This window comes from Burkholderia sp. THE68 (genome assembly GCF_009938265.1).
Classification (GTDB): domain Bacteria; phylum Pseudomonadota; class Gammaproteobacteria; order Burkholderiales; family Burkholderiaceae; genus Caballeronia.
In genome coordinates this window covers 863,761-882,444 of sequence record NZ_AP022316.1, presented here as the reverse complement: position 1 = coordinate 882,444, position 18,684 = coordinate 863,761, and the positions used below count along the sequence as shown (strand labels likewise).

Genomic DNA, 18,684 nt, shown 5'->3' with positions numbered 1-18,684 from the left:
CGATAAGATGACCGAAGAAACCGTCGTAGACGCGCGCCAGTCTCTGGTTCGCCTCGAACCATCCGAGATTCCGTTGGACACCGCGCTCGAATTCGCGATCGTCGCCGCCGATGGCGCGTTGCTGTTCGGGGCAGGCACCGTCGTGCCGGATGGCGCGTCGCGCGAATTCATGTTCCGGCACTTCGAGCCGCACCGCGCGCTTCAGGAGCCGGCGCAGAGCGTGCCCGACGAAGACGCGCTCAAGGACGGTCAGCTGACGCTGGAGGATATCGGTCTGACCATCGGCGCGCGGGTCGGCTTGCGCGGTACGGGTGGTACGGGTTCGGCCATGTACGCGAGCCGGGTGATCGGTTTTTCGACGCCGCGTCGCAACGGCGAGCGATCCCTGTTCGTGACACAACCGCTGATGACCGGATTCGATCCGCTCGATCTGACGCTCGGCGAGCAGGTCGACCTCGTCGCGCTGACGGGGCGCGGCGTGTTCCGCTTCGCCTGCACGGTGGATGCAACCTGTCGCGAGCCGTTCAATTACGCGGTGCTATCGGCGCCGGGTGCGATCCGCAGACTGCGCACACGCAAATTCGCGCGCATGCCGACGCGCCTCGCGGCGCATTTCGCCGCCGAGGGCGAGCCGGAAAGCACGCGGCAATTGAGTCGCGTGAGCGATATCAGCCCGTACGGCATGTCGCTGACGGTCGCGAATCCGGCCGCGCGCGTGGGCGACCGCCTGCAACTCTCGTTTCAGTTCAAGACCGATGGCGTCGATGTGAAGATCGACACCATCGCGATCGTGCGTCATGTCGGGACGCTCGATCCCGCCGACGGCAGTGCGGCGTACGGACTCGAATTCGAATCGATCGAGCCGTCGCAACGAATCGCGCTGAAGTCGTTCATGGCCGAGCACAGCTAGGCCCGCGGGCTCAGTTTCCCGGAAATCCATCCGGAAAGAGCCGCTCGACCGCCGCTTCGAAATGCTGGACCGGCGCCGCGCCGCGCAGTGCGATCGGCGGCGGCGCTTCCTGACCGGGCGCCCCTTCGCGCGACAGCACCGCGAACGGCACGCCGGCCACGCCCAGCTTCTTCGCAAACTCTTCGTCTTCGATCACGAGATCGGTGTAGGTGCCGTCGTCGAGCGCTTCTTCGAGCATTTCGGGATCGATGCCGCAGGTCGCCGCGATATCGAGCAGTGCGTCAGTGTCGCCAATATCGATGCCTTCCTCGAAATACGCCTTGAAGATCGCGCGATGCACGAGGTCGAAGCGTCCGGATTCACGCGCGAACATCGCTGTTTCGAAGGCCTTGCGGCTGCGTGGCGTGACAGGCGGCATACGCATCGTCACGCCGCGCTCTTCCGCGAGCGGTCGGACCGAGTTTTCCCAGGATTCGACGATCTTGTCGCTGTTGGGATCAGCAAGCGGCGTCGGCTCGGGACGCAGCTCGAATGCATGCCAGCGGATTTCGATCGCATCGCCGTATGCGTTGCGGAATTGATCGAGCACGGGCGTTTCCAGATAGCAGAACGGACACACGAAGTCCGACCAGACGTCGATAAACAGAACAGGCGTGGATGCCATGTGAGCCTCAAAAGCGAACGGCGCATGTGCGCCGTTTGACTGAACCAGGCGAACGTCGCGCAGCGGCGACGGACGCAAAACCGGTATGTTAGCGCGAGCCGACCGTCGGCGTGCGCGTCCGGGTCGCGTCAGAAGCCGCCGTCGATCTCGATCCTGCTGCCGTCGAAGAAGCGCGACAGGCGAAAGGCGCGTGGATCGACGAGCGGCGCGTCGTTCGCGACGAGATCCGCCATCAGCCTGCCCGCGGCCGGCCCGATGCCGAAGCCGTGGCCGGAAAAGCCCGTCGCGATGAACAGCCCGGGCTTCCGGTCGACGCTGGAGATGACCGGCACGGCATCGGGCGTCACGTCGATGTAGCCGGCCCACGCCTGTTCGATGCGCAGTTCGGCGAGCGCCGGGAAAAACTTGCGGAACTCCGTGACCGCGGTACGGTTGAACGACTCGACGGGCTCGGGATCGAGCGTGCGCGCAGTTTCGAAAAGCGTCGGCTGATCGAGCGGCCAGCGGCGCGGCCGACGCAGCTCGTCGAAGAAACGCGCGTTCAGGCCGAGTTTGATCGAACCGATCTGACTCTTCAGCGCGGGCAGGAATTTGGCGAACAGACGGAAACTGTCCGGCGTGATGTCGTGATGGCTGTGAAACGCGTTGGCGATGGTGTAGCCGCCGTCGAGACGTTTGCGGTAGCCCATCTCCTGATTGCACGCGCTCACTTCCGGTCCGTTTTCCAGCGGGGCCGTGCGCATGACCGACGAACGCACCATGAGCTGCGGCACATCGACGCCGAGGCTCCCAGCGAAATATCGCGTCCACGCGCCGCCCGCGACGACCACGCTCGCGCAGCCGATGCGCCCGTATTCCGTCACGACACCGCTGATCGCGCCGCCGCTCGTCTCGATGCCGCGCACCGCGCAGGGCGTCAGCACTTTGACGCCGCGTTCGCGCAGCGCGGCGGCCATCACGGGCACGGCGCGCTGCGGCTCCGCGCGGCCGTCGCTCGGCGTGTAGATGCCGCCCGCGAAGCGCCGCGAGGTGCCCGACATCAACGCAGCGGTTTCATCCGGCGAGACGATGCGCGAATCGAGCGCGTCGCGGCCCACGAGCGCGACGGCGCGCGCGAGCCAGGCTTCGTGATCGGCGAGGGCGTTCGGGTCGTCGGCGGCGTAGAGAATGCCGCATTCGCGATAGCCTGTGTCGATGCCGAGTTCGGCATCGATGCGACGCCAGAGCTTGAGGCTTTCGAGGCTCAGTTCGAGTTCGCGCAAGTCGCGATGCGTCGCACGGCACCAGCCCCAGTTGCGGCTCGACTGCTCGCCCGCGATAGTTCCTTTTTCGCACACGGCGACCGACAACCCTTTCTCTGCCAGCGCACGCGCGCTGCTGATGCCGATGACCCCGCCGCCGATGATGACGACATCGGCGTGATTGGGAAGGGTGCGGTCTTCGGGGATGCGTTCGGTGGGTGGACCCATGTTATGTGGTGCTCTTTAGAACGGTGAGGGCGAGTTCTGCTGACTCTGCCGCGAGTGCGCGATCGACTCGATCGCCTAATTGATAGTCGGCCCTCACGCGCAGATCACACGACCTTCTAAGGTGTTTGCCGATCGCGACCGATGCCGCATATTTCCTGTCGTGAGGACTTATCATCGGGCGACTCAGTTGGGTGATGAGTTGTTCGTGACGGCCGCGGGCGTTCCCGACCGTGCCGGGTGCCGCCAGGTGACGGTGAAAAACCAGCGCCGCATGAAATGCGCCATAGTACGCGCGGCTGCAAACGGCTCGATACTGCGGCTCGTCAACCGCATCGCGCAGCAGAGCGGATGCGCATTCGACGAGTTCCTGCGGTGTGCTGCTCATGCATGGACTCCTTCTATCACAGTGCCGAACGAGATTTCCTTTACGAAGTCCAGTTCTTCCTCGAGCAGCATCACTTCGTTATCCATCTCAAGCGCCTCCTTCCATGGGACGGGAGCCACGAAGTTGTACGTCACGCTGCGCCAGACGCTTTCCACGTACAAAACGCTCGGCATGATCACCGGCCGAAATCCATGCCGTCTCAACACTTCACCAGCGCAATCGAGCCGCTGCGCGATCTGCTCATCGGAAACGTTCGTTTCTGTCATGATCCTGCGCGCCGTCATCACCTGTTCGGCCCAATGATCGTCCCATGCGAATCTGTTCGCCCGCCCGTCTTCGATCACCTCCGCCGTACGCCCGATCGCGCCAGCCAGAAACCCATACCGCGCGATGATTCCCATATCCCGATTTCGCGTCACGCCAAACTCGCGATACAACGCCTGCGCCGCTGAAAACAAACCGAGATTCAACCGCGTGATCATCCAGTTCTCGCGATTCACATCCGTCTCACCGAGCGCCACGCTGTTTCTGAACGCGGCCTCCGCGCCCTCGACATCGCCGGCGAGCGCGCGCCATGATCCCGTCAACTCCCACGCGGCGCACGCGTCCACGCGCATCAACTGATCGATGTCGTGTTTGATCGCGCGCCATTCGCGCGAGAGTGGGGTGACCTGCGATGTGTCGATGAAGCGAGGCGAAGCGCCTTGCAGCGCGTTGATGCGATCGACGATCTGATGCGTTTTCGGTTGCGGTATTGCGTTCATGCCAGTTGCCGGGAGATGCGAAAGCGATGCCGTATCGGATGCGTGATCCACGCGAGCCTTATCGCGCATGGGTCAAAACGGCGGGTCAAGGCATGCTAAGTGAATCGCTCGTTTTTGACCATACGAATGAAATTGCCTCCCGGCAGCGGAATTGCGAACACCCGTCGCAAACGCCCGCCGCGCAAGGCACATCGGCGAGCATCGTCCGAACGGCATAAGCCGGTTGGCCAGCTCCGTGCGCCCGCTCGCGCGTTCCGCTACGATGCAGATCGATGCGCTTGCGGCAACCGCGCAGGCTATCGATAGACGCCGGAGCGGGCACGGCGCGTGCGGCTCGTTATCACCTGCAGGTCAACGCAGTTCCACTTCATCCTCTGGAGAACTTTCGTGCAAAAGACAGCATCGGCAAAATGGAGCGGCGGCATCAAGGACGGCAAGGGTTTCATCTCGACACAGACCGGCGTGCTCAACGAAGCGCCGTATGGCTTCAAATCGCGCTTCGAGGAAGGTCCGGGCACGAATCCGGAAGAACTGATCGGCGCGGCGCATGCGGGCTGCTTCACGATGGCGCTTTCGCTGCAACTCGAACTGGCGGGCATGAAGGCCGAGAGCCTCGAAACCAAATCGACGGTCACGTTGGACAAGGACGGCGACGGCTTCACGATCACCGCCTGTCAGCTCGATCTGAAGGCGAAGATCCCCGGCGCCGATAAAGCCGCGTTCGACAAGGCCGCGCAGGCCGCCAAGGAAGGCTGCCCGGTGTCGAAGCTGTTCGCGGGCAACGCGAAGATCACGCTGAACGCCGAACTGGTTTCTTAAGCGCCCAAAACGGACGGACCGATTACCCGCGCGTCAGTTCCTCGATAATCAACCGCGCGGGCGCCGGCAGCGTCACGCCTTTGCGCGTCACGAGGCCGTACGGCTCCGTGCGCGAGCGCACCGCGATGGCCAGCCGCTTCGCGAGCCCGTGGGTTTCGAGGAACATCGCCATGTCGAGCGGCATCATCGCGACGAGTGTCGGATCGCGTTGCAGCAGCAGGACGGTCGTGATGGTCGAGGCCGTTTCGATCGGATGAAGCGGCAGCGGCAGGCCCGCTTCCCTGAATTCGCGCTCATAGAGATTGCGGATCGGCATAATGGCCGGATAGACGATCCATCGGCTCGATGCGAGTTCGGCCAGTTCGACGCGCGGCGCATCGACGAGCGCGTGCGCGACGCCCGCGACGATCGCGAGCGGTTCGTCGCGCAATTCGACATAGTGATAATGGTCCGGCTGACGCGCGACGCTTGCGCGGCAGATGGCGACATCGAGCCGTCCCTGATCGAGCAGCGCGAGCAATCGCGCGCTCGTATCCTCGACCACTTCGACGGTGAGCAGAGGTTGCCGCTCGCGCAGACGCGCGAGCGCATCGACGAGCACGCCCGACACCGCGCCGGTGATCGCGCCGATCGCGAGCCGCCCGCCCGTGCCTTGCAGTATCCCGGCCATTTCCTCGCGCAAGTGCGCGACGTCCATGTGGATCAGCCGCGCGTAACGGATCACGCAGCGCCCGAGTTCGTTCGGCTGGATGCCTTGCGCGGAGCGCGTGAAGAGCGTCGCGCCGAGCGTCGCTTCGATCTCGCGCAGCGCCTTGGTCGCGCCGGGCTGCGTGAGCGCCATTTCATCGGCGGCGCGATGCAGCGAGCCGTGATCGTCGAGCGCGATCAGAAGGCGCAGTTGCTTGAGCCGCAGGCGCGCGGCGATGGAATCGGCATTCGGCAGCATGGATCGAAGCGGCTAGGGGATGACGAGAAGATAACGGAAAGTTATCGCCAAGGCAGCAGCTTTCATTATCCAAGGGCGGACGGCTTCTCTACATTGTGGGCTTCCGTTCAACCTGTTCAAGGAAACCCCGACTCATGAAGCTGCTGCGATACGGCGCGCCCGGCCAGGAAAAACCCGGCCTTCTCGATTCAACCGGCGCGATCCGCGACCTGTCCGGCGTGATCGGCGATATCGCCGGCGACGCGCTGCTGCCCGAGTCGCTCGCGCGTCTCGCGAAACTCGATCCGTCGACGCTGCCGGCCGTGCCCGCGGGCGAGCGTATCGGGCCGTGCGTGGGGCGCATCGGCAAGTTCATCTGCATCGGCCTGAATTACGCGGATCACGCGGCGGAATCGAATCTGCCGGTGCCGTCCGAGCCGGTCGTGTTCAACAAATGGCTGTCGGCGGTCGTCGGCCCGAACGACGACGTTCGCATTCCGCGCGGCTCGAAAAAGACCGACTGGGAAGTGGAACTGGGCGTCGTGATCGGCAAGGGCGGCGCGTATATCGACGAAGCCGATGCGCTGAAGCACGTCGCCGGTTACTGCGTGATCAACGACGTGTCCGAGCGCGAGTATCAGATCGAGCGCGGCGGCACCTGGGACAAGGGCAAGGGCTGCGACACCTTCGGCCCGATCGGTCCGTGGCTCGTCACCGCCGACGAAGTGCCCGATCCGCACCGGCTGCCGCTCTGGCTCGAAGTCGACGGCAAGCGCTATCAGAACGGCAACACCAGCACGATGATCTTCAAGGTCAGCGAAATCGTCGCGTATCTTTCGCGCTTCATGAGCCTGCAACCGGGCGACGTCATCTCGACGGGCACGCCGCCGGGCGTCGGCATGGGACAGAAACCCGAAGCCGTCTATCTGCGCGCGGGACAGACAATGCGCCTCGGCATCGAAGGGCTGGGTGAACAACGACAACGCACGGTGAACGCATGAACCAATACGACTTCACGAATCGCGCAGCCGTGGTGACGGGTGGCGCGCAGGGCATCGGCTACGCGGTGGCGGAGCGTCTGCTCGAAGGCGGGGCGCGCGTCGCGCTGTGGGATCGCGATGAAGGCGCGTTGTCCGAGGCGCGCGCGCGTCTGCGCGACGTGCAAACCGTGCTCGTCGATCTGACGGATCGCGATGCCGTCATTCAAGCCACGTCGCGCACGCTGGAGCGCTTCGGGCAAATCGACGTCCTCGTGCACAGCGCGGGCATCGCGGGCGCCAACGCGACGGTCGCCGAGTACGCGCCGCAAGAATGGTCGCGCGTGATCGACGTCGATCTGAACGCCGCGTTCCACGTCAATCAGGCGATCGTCCGGACGATGATCGCGCGCGGCTACGGGCGCATCGTCAACATCGCGTCGATCGCGGGCAAGGAAGGCAATCCGAACGCATCGGCGTACAGCGCGGCAAAGGCGGGCGTGATCGCGCTCACCAAGAGCCTCGGCAAGGAAACGGCTGGGCTCGACATCGCGGTGAACGCCGTGACGCCCGCTGCCGCGCGCACCAAAATCTTCGAGCAGATCAAGCAGGAACACATCGACTACATGCTGTCGAAGATTCCGCGCGGGCGCTTCGTCGACGTGAAGGAGATCGCGGCGATGGTCGCGTTCCTGGCGTCCTCCGAGAACTCGTTCACGACGGGCGCGGTGTTCGATCTTTCCGGAGGACGCGCGACGTACTGATCAACGCGGCATCGCAATAACAATTACAGGAGACAACCACCGTGGATTCCATCGCCGCCCCGCGCGACGTTGCGCACGACGACGCCCAGATTTACCGCAAGGTGTTCTGGCGCTTCGTGCCGCTGTTCGTCGCGTGCTTCGTGTTCTCGTATCTCGACCGCATCAACATCAGTTTCGCGAAGCTGCAGATGCAAAGCGAACTCGGCTTCTCCGACGCGATGTACGGCTTCGGCGCGAGCGTGTTCTTCGTCGGCTATTTTCTGTTCGAGGTGCCGAGCAATATCGTCTTGCATCGCGTCGGGGCGAAGCGCTGGATCGCGCGGATCATGATCACGTGGGGCATCGCGTCGGCGTGCATGATGTTCGTGCGTACCGATACATGGTTCTACGTGCTGCGTTTTCTGATCGGCGCGCTCGAAGCGGGCTTCGTGCCGGGCGCGCTGTACTTCTTCACGAAGTGGTTTCCGTCGTCGCGGCGCGGACGCATCAACTCGTTCTTCATGGCGTCGATCGCGCTGTGCGGGATCATCGGCAGTCCGCTCTCGGGCGCGATCATGAAGTTCTGCGACGGCCTGAACGGCATGCCCGGCTGGCAATGGCTCTTTCTGCTCGAAGGCATTCCGTCGGTGGTGCTCGGCTTCGTCGTGCTCGCGTTCGTCGATGACGAAGTCGATCACGCGAAATGGCTCGACGCCGGCGAAAAGCGCGCGCTGAAAGCGCAACTCGCGAGCGATCCGAAAGTCGGCGAAGTGCATTCTCTGAGGGCCGCGTTCAGCGAGCCCGTGACGCTCGTGATGGCGCTCATCTATCTCTTCCTCGCGATGGGCATCTACGGTCTCGTCTTCTGGATGCCGCAGCTCGTGAAGACCGCCGGCACCAGCGACCCGTTCATGATCGGCCTGATCTCGATGCTGCCGTACGCGGTCGCGGGCATCGGCATGATCCTGATCGGCAGGCATTCGGACCGCACCGGCGAGCGGCGCTGGCATCTCGGCGCGTGCGCGCTCGCGGGCACGGTCGGTTACGTGCTGTGCGGCTTCTTCCCCGGCAACACGGTGATGCTCGTGATCGGCCTCACGATCGCGGCGACCGGCATCATCACCTCGCTCGGGCTGTTCTGGATTCTGCCGACGCGCTTTCTCACCGGCATCGCGGCGGCGAGCGGCATCGCGCTGATCAATTCGGTCGGGCAGTTCGGCGGCATCATCAGCCCGTACATGGTCGGCAAGGTGAAGACGATGACCGGCAGCGCGACGCCCGGTCTCTACGCGATCGCGTTCGCGTGCCTGCTCGGCGCGATGCTGATCGTCTGGGGCCTGCCGCGCCGTCTCTACTTCCGCGAGAGCGGCAGCGAATGACGGTTTTCAGCGCGCCTGGCCGTTCCTGCGGGCGGCCTTGTGCGCGTACATTTTGCTGTCGCTCGATGCGAGCAGATCGATGACCGACGCGTGCCGCTGCGCTTCGAAGCGCGTCTGCCCGACGCTGAAGCGAATCCGATAGCCAGGCGACGATGCTGCGTCGCGCGCCGCCAGCGCATCGCGCAAGCGCTCGAGCGCGTGGCGCGCGTCGTCGTCGCCGGCGTCGGTCAGGAGCGCGACGAACTCGTCGCCGCCCAGCCGCCCGATCACATCGCTTTCACGCAGCGACTCACGCAACGCGGTCGCGAAGATCGTCAGCGCGCGGTCGCCTTCGGCATGGCCGTAGGTGTCGTTGATGCGCTTGAAATCGTCGAGATCGAAAAACAGCAGCGACGCGTCGCGGCCCATGCGCTTGCAGACATTCAACGCGTGCTGCGCGAGCGCCTCGAAACCGCGCCGGTTGGCGATCAGCGTCAGTTCGTCGACGGTCGCGAGTTCGATCGCCGTGATCTCCTGTTCGACGATATGCGCGAGGTCGCGCAGCAATCCGCATTGCTCCGTGTCGAGTTCGCGCGGACGCGTGTCGATCAGGCACAGCGTGCCGAGCCGCGTGCCATTGGGAATCGACAGCGGCTGGCCCGCATAGAAACGGATGCCCGGACCGCCCGTGACGAGCGGATTGTCGTGAAAACGCACGTCGGCGCGGGCATCGGGGATCATGAAGACGTCGTCGTGCAGGATCGCGTGTCCGCAAAAGGAGATATCGCGCGATGTCTCCTGTGCGTCGAGACCCGCGCACGACTTGAACCACTGCCGGTTTTCGTCGATGAGGCTCACGAGCGCGATCGGCACATCGAACAGGCGCCGCGCGAGGCGCGTCAGGCGGTCGAAGCGCTCTTCCGGCGGAGTGTCGAGGATTCTGAGCGTACGCAGCGTGGCGAGGCGGGCGGGTTCGTTCTCGGGTATCGGTGCGACGAGCATGTGTCTCCGGTTCCTGGGCTTGACCATCGAAAGCGCTATTCTCCGACAATTACGCGATAGATTCATCCGCTGACGTGCGAACGCGCGGCGGGCCGCGTTTTCGCTATCATGCCGATGGGCTGCGGCCTTATTGCGGCCGTTTGCGGCCGTTTGTCACGGCAATCTCTTCGCACGCCCGGCGCTCGAGCGGGTCCGACGCATTCGGCGCGCTTTGCAGACCTGCGGCCAACTCGCATGAGCCGACGATCCCCTTCACCCGATCCGCCCGGAGCGCCGATGAAATTCAAGCTGGACTGGACCCTCGTTACCCCGATTCTCGCGCTCGCCGTGCTCGGCGCGACCGCGCTGATCCACAGCACCGCGCTGATCGTGCTCGCGGCTGTCGCGCTCGCGTTCGCCGTGTTTGCGGCCGTGCATCATGCCGAAGTGGTCGCGCATCGCGTCGGCGAGCCGTTCGGCACGCTGGTGCTGGCGATCGCGGTCACGGTGATCGAGGTCGCGCTGATCGTCTCGGTGATGCTCTCCGGCGGCCCCGAGAAAGCGGGCCTGCCACGCGACACCGTATTCGCCGCGATCATGATCTGCAGCGGCGCGATCGTCGGCTTGTGTCTGCTCATCGGCGGCTTGCGGCATCACGTTCAGGACTTTCAGCTGCAAGGCGCGAGCGCCGCGCTCGCGATGCTCTGCGCGCTTTCCGTGCTCACGCTCGTGTTGCCGAATTTCACGAGCACCGTAGTGGGTCCGGCGCTGTCTACATCGCAGTTGATTTTCGTCGGCGTGATCTCGCTCGTGCTGTACGTGACCTTCGTGTTCGTGCAGACGATCCGCCATCGCGATTATTTTCTGCCCTTCACGCCGCCGGTCGTGGCGGGCGCTCTGGACGAAGAAGAGGCGCCGCACGCGCCGCCGCCAAGCAACGGCGAGGCATGGCTCGCGCTCGGCTTCCTGATGTTGTCTCTCGTCGCGGTGGTCGGGCTCGCCAAGCTCCTGTCGCCGGCAGTCGAGGCGGGTGTCGCGGCGGCGGGCGCGCCCGAGGCCGTGGTCGGCGTCGTGATCGCCGCGCTGGTGCTGCTGCCGGAAGGCCTGGCCGCCGTGCGCGCGGCGCGCCTGAACCGCCTGCAGACGAGCCTGAATCTCGCGCTCGGCTCGGCGCTCGCGAGCATCGGCCTGACGATTCCGACGGTCGCGGTCGTGTCGATCGTCATCGGCCAGCCGATTTCGCTCGGGCTCGCACCCAAGGAAATCGTCATGCTGGCGCTCACGCTGCTCGTGTCCGTCATCACGCTCGGCACCGGGCGCTCGACGGTGCTGCAAGGCGTCGTGCATCTCGTGATTTTTGCGGCTTTCCTGTTTCTTTCGGTCGTGCCTTGATCGGCGTCGTGCGGCGAACCGTGTGGTTTTGTTACCATTCCCGGTTTTTCGCGCGACGCTTCGCTCCTGGTCGCGCGACGTTTCGCCGTCTCATCGAAAGTCACGAAGGAAAAGCATGTCATTCAAGAAGTCCGCGTCGCTGGCGTTGCTGGCTGCGCTCACCGCCGTTTCGTTTTCCGCGCAAGCCAAAGAGATCACGCAAATCCGTTTTGCCGTCGATCCGTCCTATCCTCCGTTCGAATCCAAGCAGGCCGATGGCAAGCTCGCCGGCTTCGACATCGATCTCGGCAATGCCCTGTGCGCGCAGATGAAGGTCAAGTGCGTGTGGGTCGAAAACAATTTCGACGGCATGATTCCCGGCCTGAAGGCGCGCAAGTTCGACGCCGTGCTGTCCGACATGGGCATCACCGAAGAGCGCCTGAAGCAGATCGATTTCACCGATCCACTCTACGATACCCACGCGCAGCTCGTCGCCCGCGCCGGTTCGGGCATCCTGCCGACGCCGCAGGCGTTGAAGGGCAAGCGCGTCGGCGTGGAGCAGGGCACGGTGCAGGAGCGTTACGCGAAAGTGAAGTGGGAGCCGCAAGGCGTGACGGTCGTGCCTTACGGCGATCAGGAACAGGTCGAGGCCGATCTCGTCGCGGGCCGCATCGACGCGATGTTCACCGACGCCGCGCAAGCCGCGATCGGCTTTCTGAAGAAGCCGCAGGGCAAGCCGTTCGCGCTCGTCGGTCCGATCGTGGAGGATCGCGCGATCATCGGTCCGGGCACGGCCATCGGCCTGCGCAAGGGCGACGCCGATCTGAAGAACGGCCTGAACAGCGCGTTTGCCGAGATCAGGAAGAACGGCACGTTCAAGCGCATCATGGCGAAGTACTTCGAGACGGACATCTCGATCCAGTAAGCGCTTTTTTTGAAGCATTCGACCGGAAAGGCATCGCGCGCGATGCCTTTTCTTTTCGATGAGAGATTTTCGAAGATGCAGGTTCATCATCATCGGCTCGTCGGTGCGGCGCTCGGCACTCAGCGCGCGATCACGAGTTACGGTTTCGGTCCGCAAGACGGCGATGCATCGCGCAAGGTGTACATCCAGGCGTCGCTGCACGCGGACGAATTGCCCGGCATGGTCGTCGCGTGGTATCTGAAGCAGCGCTTCGCCGAGCTGGAAGTGGAAGGGCGGCTGACCGCGCGCGTCGTGCTCGTGCCGGTCGCGAATCCGGCGGGTCTGAATCAACACTGGTTCGGCGCGCAGATGGGCCGCTTCGAACTGCGCTCGGGTCAGGATTTCAACCGGCGCTTTCCCGAGTTCGGGCCCGCACTGGCGCTCGATCTGAAGCATCGCCTGACGGGCGACGCCGCGCACAATGCGCGGCTCGTTCGCGCCGCGCTGCGCGGACATCTGTCGGCGCTGCAGGCGGCCTCCGAGCTCGAATCGCAACGCATCGAACTGATGAAGCTCGCCTGCGATGCCGATCTCGTCATCGACCTGCATTGCGACTGGGAAGCTGTCGCGCATCTCTATACGACGCCCGACGCGTGGCCCGCGATCGAGCCGCTCGCGCGCCATCTCGGCTGCGAGGCGCAATTGCTCGCGGATGTGTCCGGCGGCGAGCCGTTCGACGAAGCGTGCGCGTCGGCGGGGCGCTATCTGCGCGGCGCGTTCGGCGACCGCTTTCCGATTCCGATGGGAACGACGCCCGTCACGCTCGAACTGCGCGGTGTGCGCGACGTGTCGCATGACCTGGCGGCGCGCGACGCGCAGGCGATCGTCGACTATCTGACGCATATCGGCATGATCGCGGGCGAGGCGCCGGAGCCGCCGCCGCTGCGTCATCCCGCGACGCCGCTCGCCGGATGCGAGTACGTGCACGCGCCGATATCGGGCGTGGTTCTGCATCGGCGGGAAATCGGCGAGACGGTGCGCGCGGGCGACATCATCGCCGAAGTGCTCGATCCGCTCGACGACCGGCTCGTGCCGCTCGTCGCGCAAACCGAAGGCGTGCTGTACGCGCGCCACTGGACCCGCTTCGCGACGGCCGGAATGCTGGTCGCGCGCATCGCGGGCCGCGACGCCGCACGCACGGGCGATCTGCTCGTGCCCTAGCGGTTACCATAGGTTCGGCCGGTTTCACGTCATGGAGAACAAGAAAACATGCTGAAGAACATCGATCCGCTGCTCAACGCCGACATCCTGCACGCCCTCTGCGCGATGGGCCACGGCGACGAAGTCGTGATCTGCGACGCCAACTTTCCCGCCGATTCCGTCGCGCGCCAGACGGTGCTCGGCCGTTTGCTGCGCGTGGACGGCGTCGATGCGCCGCGCGCGGTGCGGGCAGTGCTGTCGGTGCTGCCGCTGGATACGTTCGTCGATCATCCCGCTGAGCGCATGGAAGTCGTCGGCGATGCCGCCGCGCTGCCTGCCGTGCAGCGCGAAGCTCAACGCGAAGTCGACGCCGCCGAAGGGCGCGCGGTGCCGTTTGCGTCGATCGAGCGTTTCGCGTTCTATGAGCGCGCGAAGCAGGCGTATTGCGTGATTGCGACCGGCGAGACGCGCGGATACGGCTGCTTCATCTTCAAGAAAGGCGTGCAACTGGCGCCGGACGCGCCGCGGCAAAATCGACCGGATGCCTAGGGAATACCCTGTTGCTTTTTTGAGAATTTGTTGCAATGCAGCGTGAAAGGCGTATAGTCAGGGTTATCCCCTAGCTACTTATCCTGAGAGACGCACATGAAAACCACCACTCAACAATCCTTGCTCGTTTCGTTCGGTTCCTGGCTGCGCGCTTCGAAGGCTGCGGTGCGTCGTGAGTGGAACCGTGCGCTGCAACTGCATCTGCAGAACTGCGAGATTCTCGTCGAATCGTATCGCCGCAAGTAAGCAGCGCGCGACGCAAACCCGGTCAAGGGCATCAGGCAACGCCCCGGAAGCGAAAGGCTTCCGGGGCGTTGTCGTTTGTGCGCTGCCAGTTTCGACGTTCGAAGCCGCTTGACATGCAACCAAATAGTTGCATAATGCGTTCATGGATGACGATTCGGTTTTTCGCGCGCTTGCGGACGCGAGCCGCAGGCAATTGCTCGACCGGCTGCACGCGGAGAATGGCCAGACGCTCGGCGATCTGTGCGACGGCCTTCGCATGACGCGCCAGGCCGTGTCGAAGCATCTCGCGATACTCGAGGCCGCGAATCTCGTGTCGACACAGCGCCACGGGCGCGAGAAACGTCATTTCCTCAATCCGGTGCCGATCCACGAGATCGCGCAACGCTGGATCAGCAAGTTCGAGCGTCCGCGCCTGGACGCTTTGTCCGACCTGAAACGCACGCTTGAAGGAGACGATCATGAGTAGTGACACGTTCGTGTATGTGACTTACATCCGCACGACGCCCGGGAAGCTGTGGGAAGCGTTGACGACACCGGAATTCGTCCGGAAATACTGGTTCGGCATGCACCAGGAATCCGACTGGAAGGCCGGCTCGTCATGGAAGATGCTGTTTTCCGACGGACGCGTCGCGGATGCCGGCGAGGTGCTCGAAGCCGAGCCGGGCAGGCGCCTCGTGCTGAAGTGGCGCAACGAATTTCGCGAGGATCTGAAGAACGCGGGGTATTCGCGCTGCACCTACGAACTGGAGCAGCAGGGCGAAGCGGTGAAACTCACCGTCACGCATGTGAGCGAGAGCAAACCGTTCATCGAGGCCGTGTCGGGCGGCTGGCCGAAGATTCTGTCGAATCTCAAGTCGTTGCTGGAGACGGGCGCCGTCGCGCTGACGACGAAGTAGCCGCGCAATGAAAACGGCGCGCTGTCCTTTCGGGCAGCGCGCCGTTTGCGTTTCAAGCGATGCAGCCGCCGGTCAGATCGCCCAGCCGCCGAGATAGAACACCGCCAGCACGACCGCGATCGCCACCGTGCCGACATTCAGCTTGCGCCATTCACCCGCGACGATCCGGCCGATCACGAGCGTGGTGAAGCCGAGCATGATGCCCGTCACGATGTTCGCCGACAGCACGATATACACCGCGCAGACGAGACCAGACATGGTGTCGACGGTGTCGTCGAAGTGCAGCTTGCTGACGTTGCCGAGCATCAGCAGGCCGACGTACATCAGCGCCGGAGCGGTCGCGTAGGACGGCACGAGTGCTGCGAGCGGCGAGAGGAACATCACCGCGAGGAACAGCACGCCGACGACCGTCGCCGCCAGACCCGTCTTTGCACCCGCCGCCACGCCCACCGACGATTCGATGTAGGCCGCCGCCGGTGCGCCGCCGAAGCAGGCCGAGAAGATCGAGCTGAGCGAATCGGCGGTCAGCGCGCGGCCGCCGTTGACGATGCGCCCGTTCTTGTCGATCTGGCCTGCCTGGCCCGCCACGGCGCGGATCGTGCCGGTCGCGTCGAACACGGCGGTCATCACCAGGGCGAGCACGCTCGGCAATACGGCCATCGAGAGCGCGCCCTTGATGTCCATCGCGCCGATCAGCGACGCATGACCCGGCGCCGACAGCGCGGGCCACGCGAACACGCCGTGATAGCGCACCGACGGATCGAACATCAGGCCGATCACCGACAGGCCAATCACCACCAGCAGGATGCCGCCCGGCACGCGCCGGCGCTCCAGACCGAAGATCGCCGCGAGGCCGAGCACCGACATCAGCACCGGAAAGGCCGTGATATGTCCGAGCGACACCGGCATGCCGGGCGCGGGATTCTTGATGATCAGGCCGACATCGTTCGACGCGATCAGCAGCAGGAACAGCCCGATGCCGATGCCCGTGCCGTGCGCGACGCCGGTCGGCAGATTGCGCAGGATCCACGAGCGCACGCCGGTGACGGAAATCGCCGTGAACACGACGCCCATCAGGAACACCGCGCCGAGCGCGATGGCCGGCGTGAGACCCTTGCCGAGCACGAGCCCGAACGCCGTGAAGGCGGTCAGCGAAATAGCGCAGCCGATGGCGATCGGCAGACGCGCCCAGACGCCCATCAGCAGCGAGCCGAATGCGGTCGTGAGGCACACGGCGACGAACACCGCGCTGGTGTCGAAGCCAGCCTTGCCGAGCATGCCCGGCACGACGAAGACGGAATAGACCATCGCGAGGAACGTCGTGACGCCCGCGACGACTTCGACCTTCTGGGTGCTGCCGGTTTTGGAAATGCCGAAGTAGCGATCGAGAAAACCGCCGTTTCCGGACGGAACGCTGTCCTCTCGTTCTGTGGGGGTGATGTCGATATCGCCAAGCTGCTGGGCGGAGGATTCCAACATGACTGCTCCTTTATCAGCACGCTGAAACGAAACTCCGTGCGCCGCGCATCAGCACGTCGGGCACTGCGGGTCCGTCGTCAGGGTCGTCTCGTATGTAGTTCTGGATGGTGCCGAGTGACGGGCGTTAGCGGCTGCACTCGGTCAGGACAGAGACTAGGGGAACAGAACGCGGGGTCCAATCCCATGAAAAACATGCCGGTCATGCCGAGGGGCTTATATGGGGCGAATCCCGCGCGGGGCGGGGCTCTCGCGAGACCGGAACAAGGCCGGACTAGGGCAAACGCCTAGGCCGGCCAGCGGCGCTATTTTACGCGATTGGCGTTGTGCGCCGCATCATTGAATCACGCGCGACACGCCGCGTCCGCGCGGGTCGGACATCGGTTCGGGCTTGTCGCCGTCGATGCGGATCGCCTGGATGTCGCCGTTGAAACCCTGCATCGTGAACTTGTAGCCCTTCGCTTCGAGCTGCTTCACGACCTCGGGGTCGAGCTGATGATACGGCTCCTGATAGATCGTGTTCGGCGGCAGCAGTTGATGATGGAAGCGCGTTGCGCCCACGGCATCGGCGAGCGGCATCTCGAAGTCGTACACGTTCGTGATGACCTGGAAGATCGACGTGAAGATACGCGATCCGCCCGGCGTGCCGATCACCATCGCGACCTTGTCGTCCTTCGTGAGGATGGTCGGCGTCATCGACGAAAGCGGACGCTTCTTCGGCGCGATGGAGTTCGCATCGCTGCCGACGACGCCGAACATGTTCGGCACGCCCGGCTTCGACGCGAAGTCGTCCATCTCGTCGTTGAGCACGACGCCGGTGCCTTCCGCGACCACGCCCGCGCCGAAGTAGCCGTTGATCGTGTACGTGTTCGAGACCGCGTTGCCCCATTTGTCGACGACGGAGTAATGCGTCGTTTCCGCCTTCTCGGGCATCGACGTGCCGAGTCCCGGCTGCACGCTCTTGGTGTCCGAAGGCTCGTCCGGATTGACTTCCTGCGCGCGCTTCAGGATGTAGTCGTCATTGGTGAGCTGCGCGACCGGCACCTTGTAGAAATCGGGATCGCCGAGATACTGCGCGCGATCCGCGAACACGCGCTTCTCGATTTCCGCGACGAGGTGAATGTACTGCGCGGAATCGAGCGGCACGTTCTGGAACTTGTCCTTGAGATCGGCCTTCATCTTCAGCAACTGCACGAGGCCGATGCCGCCCGAGCTCGGCGGCGGCGCGGTGATCACGCGATAGCCGTTCCAGCTCGCGGTGATCGGCTGACGCCACACGGCCTTGTAGTCCTTCAGGTCGCGCTTGGTGATGAGGCCGTGGCCTTCCATCGACTTCGCGATCAGCTCGGCGGTCTCGCCTTCGTAGAAGCCTTTGGAGCCCTTGTCGGAGATGCGTTGCAGCGTCTTCGCGAGATCGGGCTGCTTGAAGACTTCGCCCGCCTTCATGCCGCCGAAATACAGATCGAAGTTGGTCTTGCCGGCGAAGTCCTTCGACGCGTCGTCGCGGCGCTTGACCAGTTGATCGTCGACGACGAAACCGTCCTGCGCGTACTTGATCGCGGGTGCGAGCACCTGTTTCCACTTGAGCTTGCCGAAGCGCTTCTGCGCTTCCCACATGCCGTCGACGGTGCCGGGCACGCCCACCGCGCGATGCCCGAACAGGCTCATGCCCTTGATGACCTCGCCCTTGTCGTCGAGATACATGTTGCGCGTGGCGGCGAGCGGCGCGCGCTCGCGGTAGTCCAGAAAGTACGGACGATGATCGACGTAGAGCGTCATGAAGCCGCCGCCGCCGATATTGCCTGCTTCCGGATAAGTGACGGCGAGCGTGAAGGCGATCGCGACGGCCGCATCGACCGCATTGCCGCCGAGCTTGAAGATCTGCTCGGCGGTATCGGCGGCGTATTTGTCGGCCACCGCGACGGCCGACGCCGTGAGGACCTGCGGCTGGCTGTCGGCGGTTTTCGCGTAGGCCGGCGCGGTCTCGACGAATCCCGCCGTCATGAGCGCGGACGCGACGAAGGCGCCGAGCGCGAGGGAGCGGAAG

General features: G+C 64.3%; 20 protein-coding genes. 12 read left to right on the top strand and 8 right to left on the bottom strand.

Features of this window, described 5'->3' with window-relative positions; translation table 11 throughout:
- The first annotated feature begins 7 nt into the window (after nt 1-7).
- Nucleotides 8-910 carry a flagellar brake protein gene (locus tag BTHE68_RS17650; protein ID WP_162067587.1) on the top strand — a complete coding sequence of 301 codons (903 nt, stop codon included), beginning with the start codon at nt 8-10 and terminating at the stop codon, nt 908-910.
- Nucleotides 911-920: 10 nt separating this feature from the next.
- Here the strand turns inward: BTHE68_RS17650 and BTHE68_RS17645 are convergent, their stop codons facing one another.
- From BTHE68_RS17645 to BTHE68_RS17630, 4 genes are all read right to left on the bottom strand, one after another.
- Nucleotides 921-1,574 (bottom strand): DsbA family oxidoreductase, encoded by a 654-nt coding sequence (locus BTHE68_RS17645; RefSeq protein WP_162067586.1) that lies wholly within the window; start codon nt 1,572-1,574, stop codon nt 921-923.
- A gap of 128 nt (nt 1,575-1,702) precedes the next feature.
- Nucleotides 1,703-3,043, bottom strand: coding sequence for an NAD(P)/FAD-dependent oxidoreductase (locus BTHE68_RS17640; RefSeq protein WP_162067585.1), 1,341 nt, complete (start codon nt 3,041-3,043; stop codon nt 1,703-1,705).
- Nucleotide 3,044: 1 nt separating this feature from the next.
- Entirely contained in the window at nt 3,045-3,428 is a 384-nt protein-coding gene (locus BTHE68_RS17635) for a hypothetical protein (RefSeq protein ID WP_162067584.1), read from the bottom strand.
- Entirely contained in the window at nt 3,425-4,048 is a 624-nt protein-coding gene (locus tag BTHE68_RS17630; RefSeq protein ID WP_162067583.1) for a hypothetical protein, read from the bottom strand. The genes BTHE68_RS17635 and BTHE68_RS17630 overlap by 4 nt, the downstream gene beginning before the upstream one ends.
- A gap of 531 nt (nt 4,049-4,579) precedes the next feature.
- Here BTHE68_RS17630 and BTHE68_RS17625 point away from each other — a divergent pair.
- Nucleotides 4,580-5,011 (top strand): OsmC family protein, encoded by a 432-nt coding sequence (locus BTHE68_RS17625; protein WP_008353150.1) that lies wholly within the window; start codon nt 4,580-4,582, stop codon nt 5,009-5,011.
- 22 nt (nt 5,012-5,033) lie between these two features.
- On the opposite strand, the gene BTHE68_RS17620 is transcribed toward BTHE68_RS17625, so the two are convergent.
- On the bottom strand, nt 5,034-5,957 hold the full coding sequence (locus BTHE68_RS17620) for a LysR substrate-binding domain-containing protein (RefSeq protein ID WP_162067582.1): 924 nt from the start codon (nt 5,955-5,957) through the stop codon (nt 5,034-5,036).
- Nucleotides 5,958-6,091: 134 nt separating this feature from the next.
- Between BTHE68_RS17620 and BTHE68_RS17615 the strand changes: the two genes are divergently transcribed.
- Genes BTHE68_RS17615 through BTHE68_RS17605 form a run of 3 tightly spaced genes read left to right on the top strand, consistent with a single transcriptional unit; the run spans nt 6,092 to nt 9,035 of the window.
- Complete coding sequence (locus BTHE68_RS17615; RefSeq protein ID WP_162067581.1) at nt 6,092-6,937, top strand: fumarylacetoacetate hydrolase family protein; 846 nt, start codon at nt 6,092-6,094, stop codon at nt 6,935-6,937.
- Nucleotides 6,934-7,677 (top strand): SDR family NAD(P)-dependent oxidoreductase, encoded by a 744-nt coding sequence (locus BTHE68_RS17610; RefSeq protein WP_162067580.1) that lies wholly within the window; start codon nt 6,934-6,936, stop codon nt 7,675-7,677. Before BTHE68_RS17615 ends, BTHE68_RS17610 begins: the two co-directional genes overlap by 4 nt.
- 41 nt (nt 7,678-7,718) lie before the next feature.
- The gene (locus BTHE68_RS17605; RefSeq protein ID WP_162067579.1) at nt 7,719-9,035 is read left to right on the top strand and encodes an MFS transporter; all 1,317 of its coding nucleotides are present in this window, start codon (nt 7,719-7,721) and stop codon (nt 9,033-9,035) included.
- A 6-nt stretch (nt 9,036-9,041) separates the two neighbouring features.
- Here the strand turns inward: BTHE68_RS17605 and BTHE68_RS17600 are convergent, their stop codons facing one another.
- Nucleotides 9,042-10,016, bottom strand: coding sequence for a GGDEF domain-containing protein (locus tag BTHE68_RS17600; protein ID WP_162067578.1), 975 nt, complete (start codon nt 10,014-10,016; stop codon nt 9,042-9,044).
- 276 nt (nt 10,017-10,292) lie between these two features.
- On the opposite strand from BTHE68_RS17600, the gene BTHE68_RS17595 reads away from it, so the two are divergent.
- The 7 genes from BTHE68_RS17595 (at nt 10,293) to BTHE68_RS17565 (ending at nt 15,161) form a co-directional block, all read left to right on the top strand.
- Nucleotides 10,293-11,387: a calcium:cation antiporter gene (locus BTHE68_RS17595; protein ID WP_162067577.1), complete on the top strand. Its 1,095-nt coding sequence runs from the start codon at nt 10,293-10,295 to the stop codon at nt 11,385-11,387.
- Nucleotides 11,388-11,502: 115 nt separating this feature from the next.
- Nucleotides 11,503-12,291 carry an ABC transporter substrate-binding protein gene (locus BTHE68_RS17590; RefSeq protein ID WP_162067576.1) on the top strand — a complete coding sequence of 263 codons (789 nt, stop codon included), beginning with the start codon at nt 11,503-11,505 and terminating at the stop codon, nt 12,289-12,291.
- Between the two features lie 75 nt (nt 12,292-12,366).
- Nucleotides 12,367-13,491 carry a succinylglutamate desuccinylase/aspartoacylase family protein gene (locus BTHE68_RS17585; RefSeq protein WP_162067575.1) on the top strand — a complete coding sequence of 375 codons (1,125 nt, stop codon included), beginning with the start codon at nt 12,367-12,369 and terminating at the stop codon, nt 13,489-13,491.
- 48 nt (nt 13,492-13,539) lie between these two features.
- The gene (locus tag BTHE68_RS17580; RefSeq protein ID WP_162067574.1) at nt 13,540-14,019 is read left to right on the top strand and encodes an RbsD/FucU family protein; all 480 of its coding nucleotides are present in this window, start codon (nt 13,540-13,542) and stop codon (nt 14,017-14,019) included.
- A 96-nt stretch (nt 14,020-14,115) separates the two neighbouring features.
- Nucleotides 14,116-14,265 (top strand): hypothetical protein, encoded by a 150-nt coding sequence (locus BTHE68_RS17575; protein WP_162067573.1) that lies wholly within the window; start codon nt 14,116-14,118, stop codon nt 14,263-14,265.
- 142 nt (nt 14,266-14,407) lie between these two features.
- Complete coding sequence (locus BTHE68_RS17570; RefSeq protein ID WP_061174978.1) at nt 14,408-14,731, top strand: ArsR/SmtB family transcription factor; 324 nt, start codon at nt 14,408-14,410, stop codon at nt 14,729-14,731.
- Nucleotides 14,724-15,161, top strand: coding sequence for an SRPBCC family protein (locus tag BTHE68_RS17565; protein ID WP_162067572.1), 438 nt, complete (start codon nt 14,724-14,726; stop codon nt 15,159-15,161). The genes BTHE68_RS17570 and BTHE68_RS17565 overlap by 8 nt, the downstream gene beginning before the upstream one ends.
- 72 nt (nt 15,162-15,233) lie before the next feature.
- On the opposite strand, the gene BTHE68_RS17560 is transcribed toward BTHE68_RS17565, so the two are convergent.
- Nucleotides 15,234-16,640 carry an NCS2 family permease gene (locus BTHE68_RS17560; protein WP_162067571.1) on the bottom strand — a complete coding sequence of 469 codons (1,407 nt, stop codon included), beginning with the start codon at nt 16,638-16,640 and terminating at the stop codon, nt 15,234-15,236.
- Between the two features lie 333 nt (nt 16,641-16,973).
- Nucleotides 16,974-18,641, bottom strand: coding sequence for a gamma-glutamyltransferase (gene ggt / locus BTHE68_RS17555; RefSeq protein WP_502710600.1), 1,668 nt, complete (start codon nt 18,639-18,641; stop codon nt 16,974-16,976).
- Between the last annotated feature and the right edge of the window lie 43 nt (nt 18,642-18,684).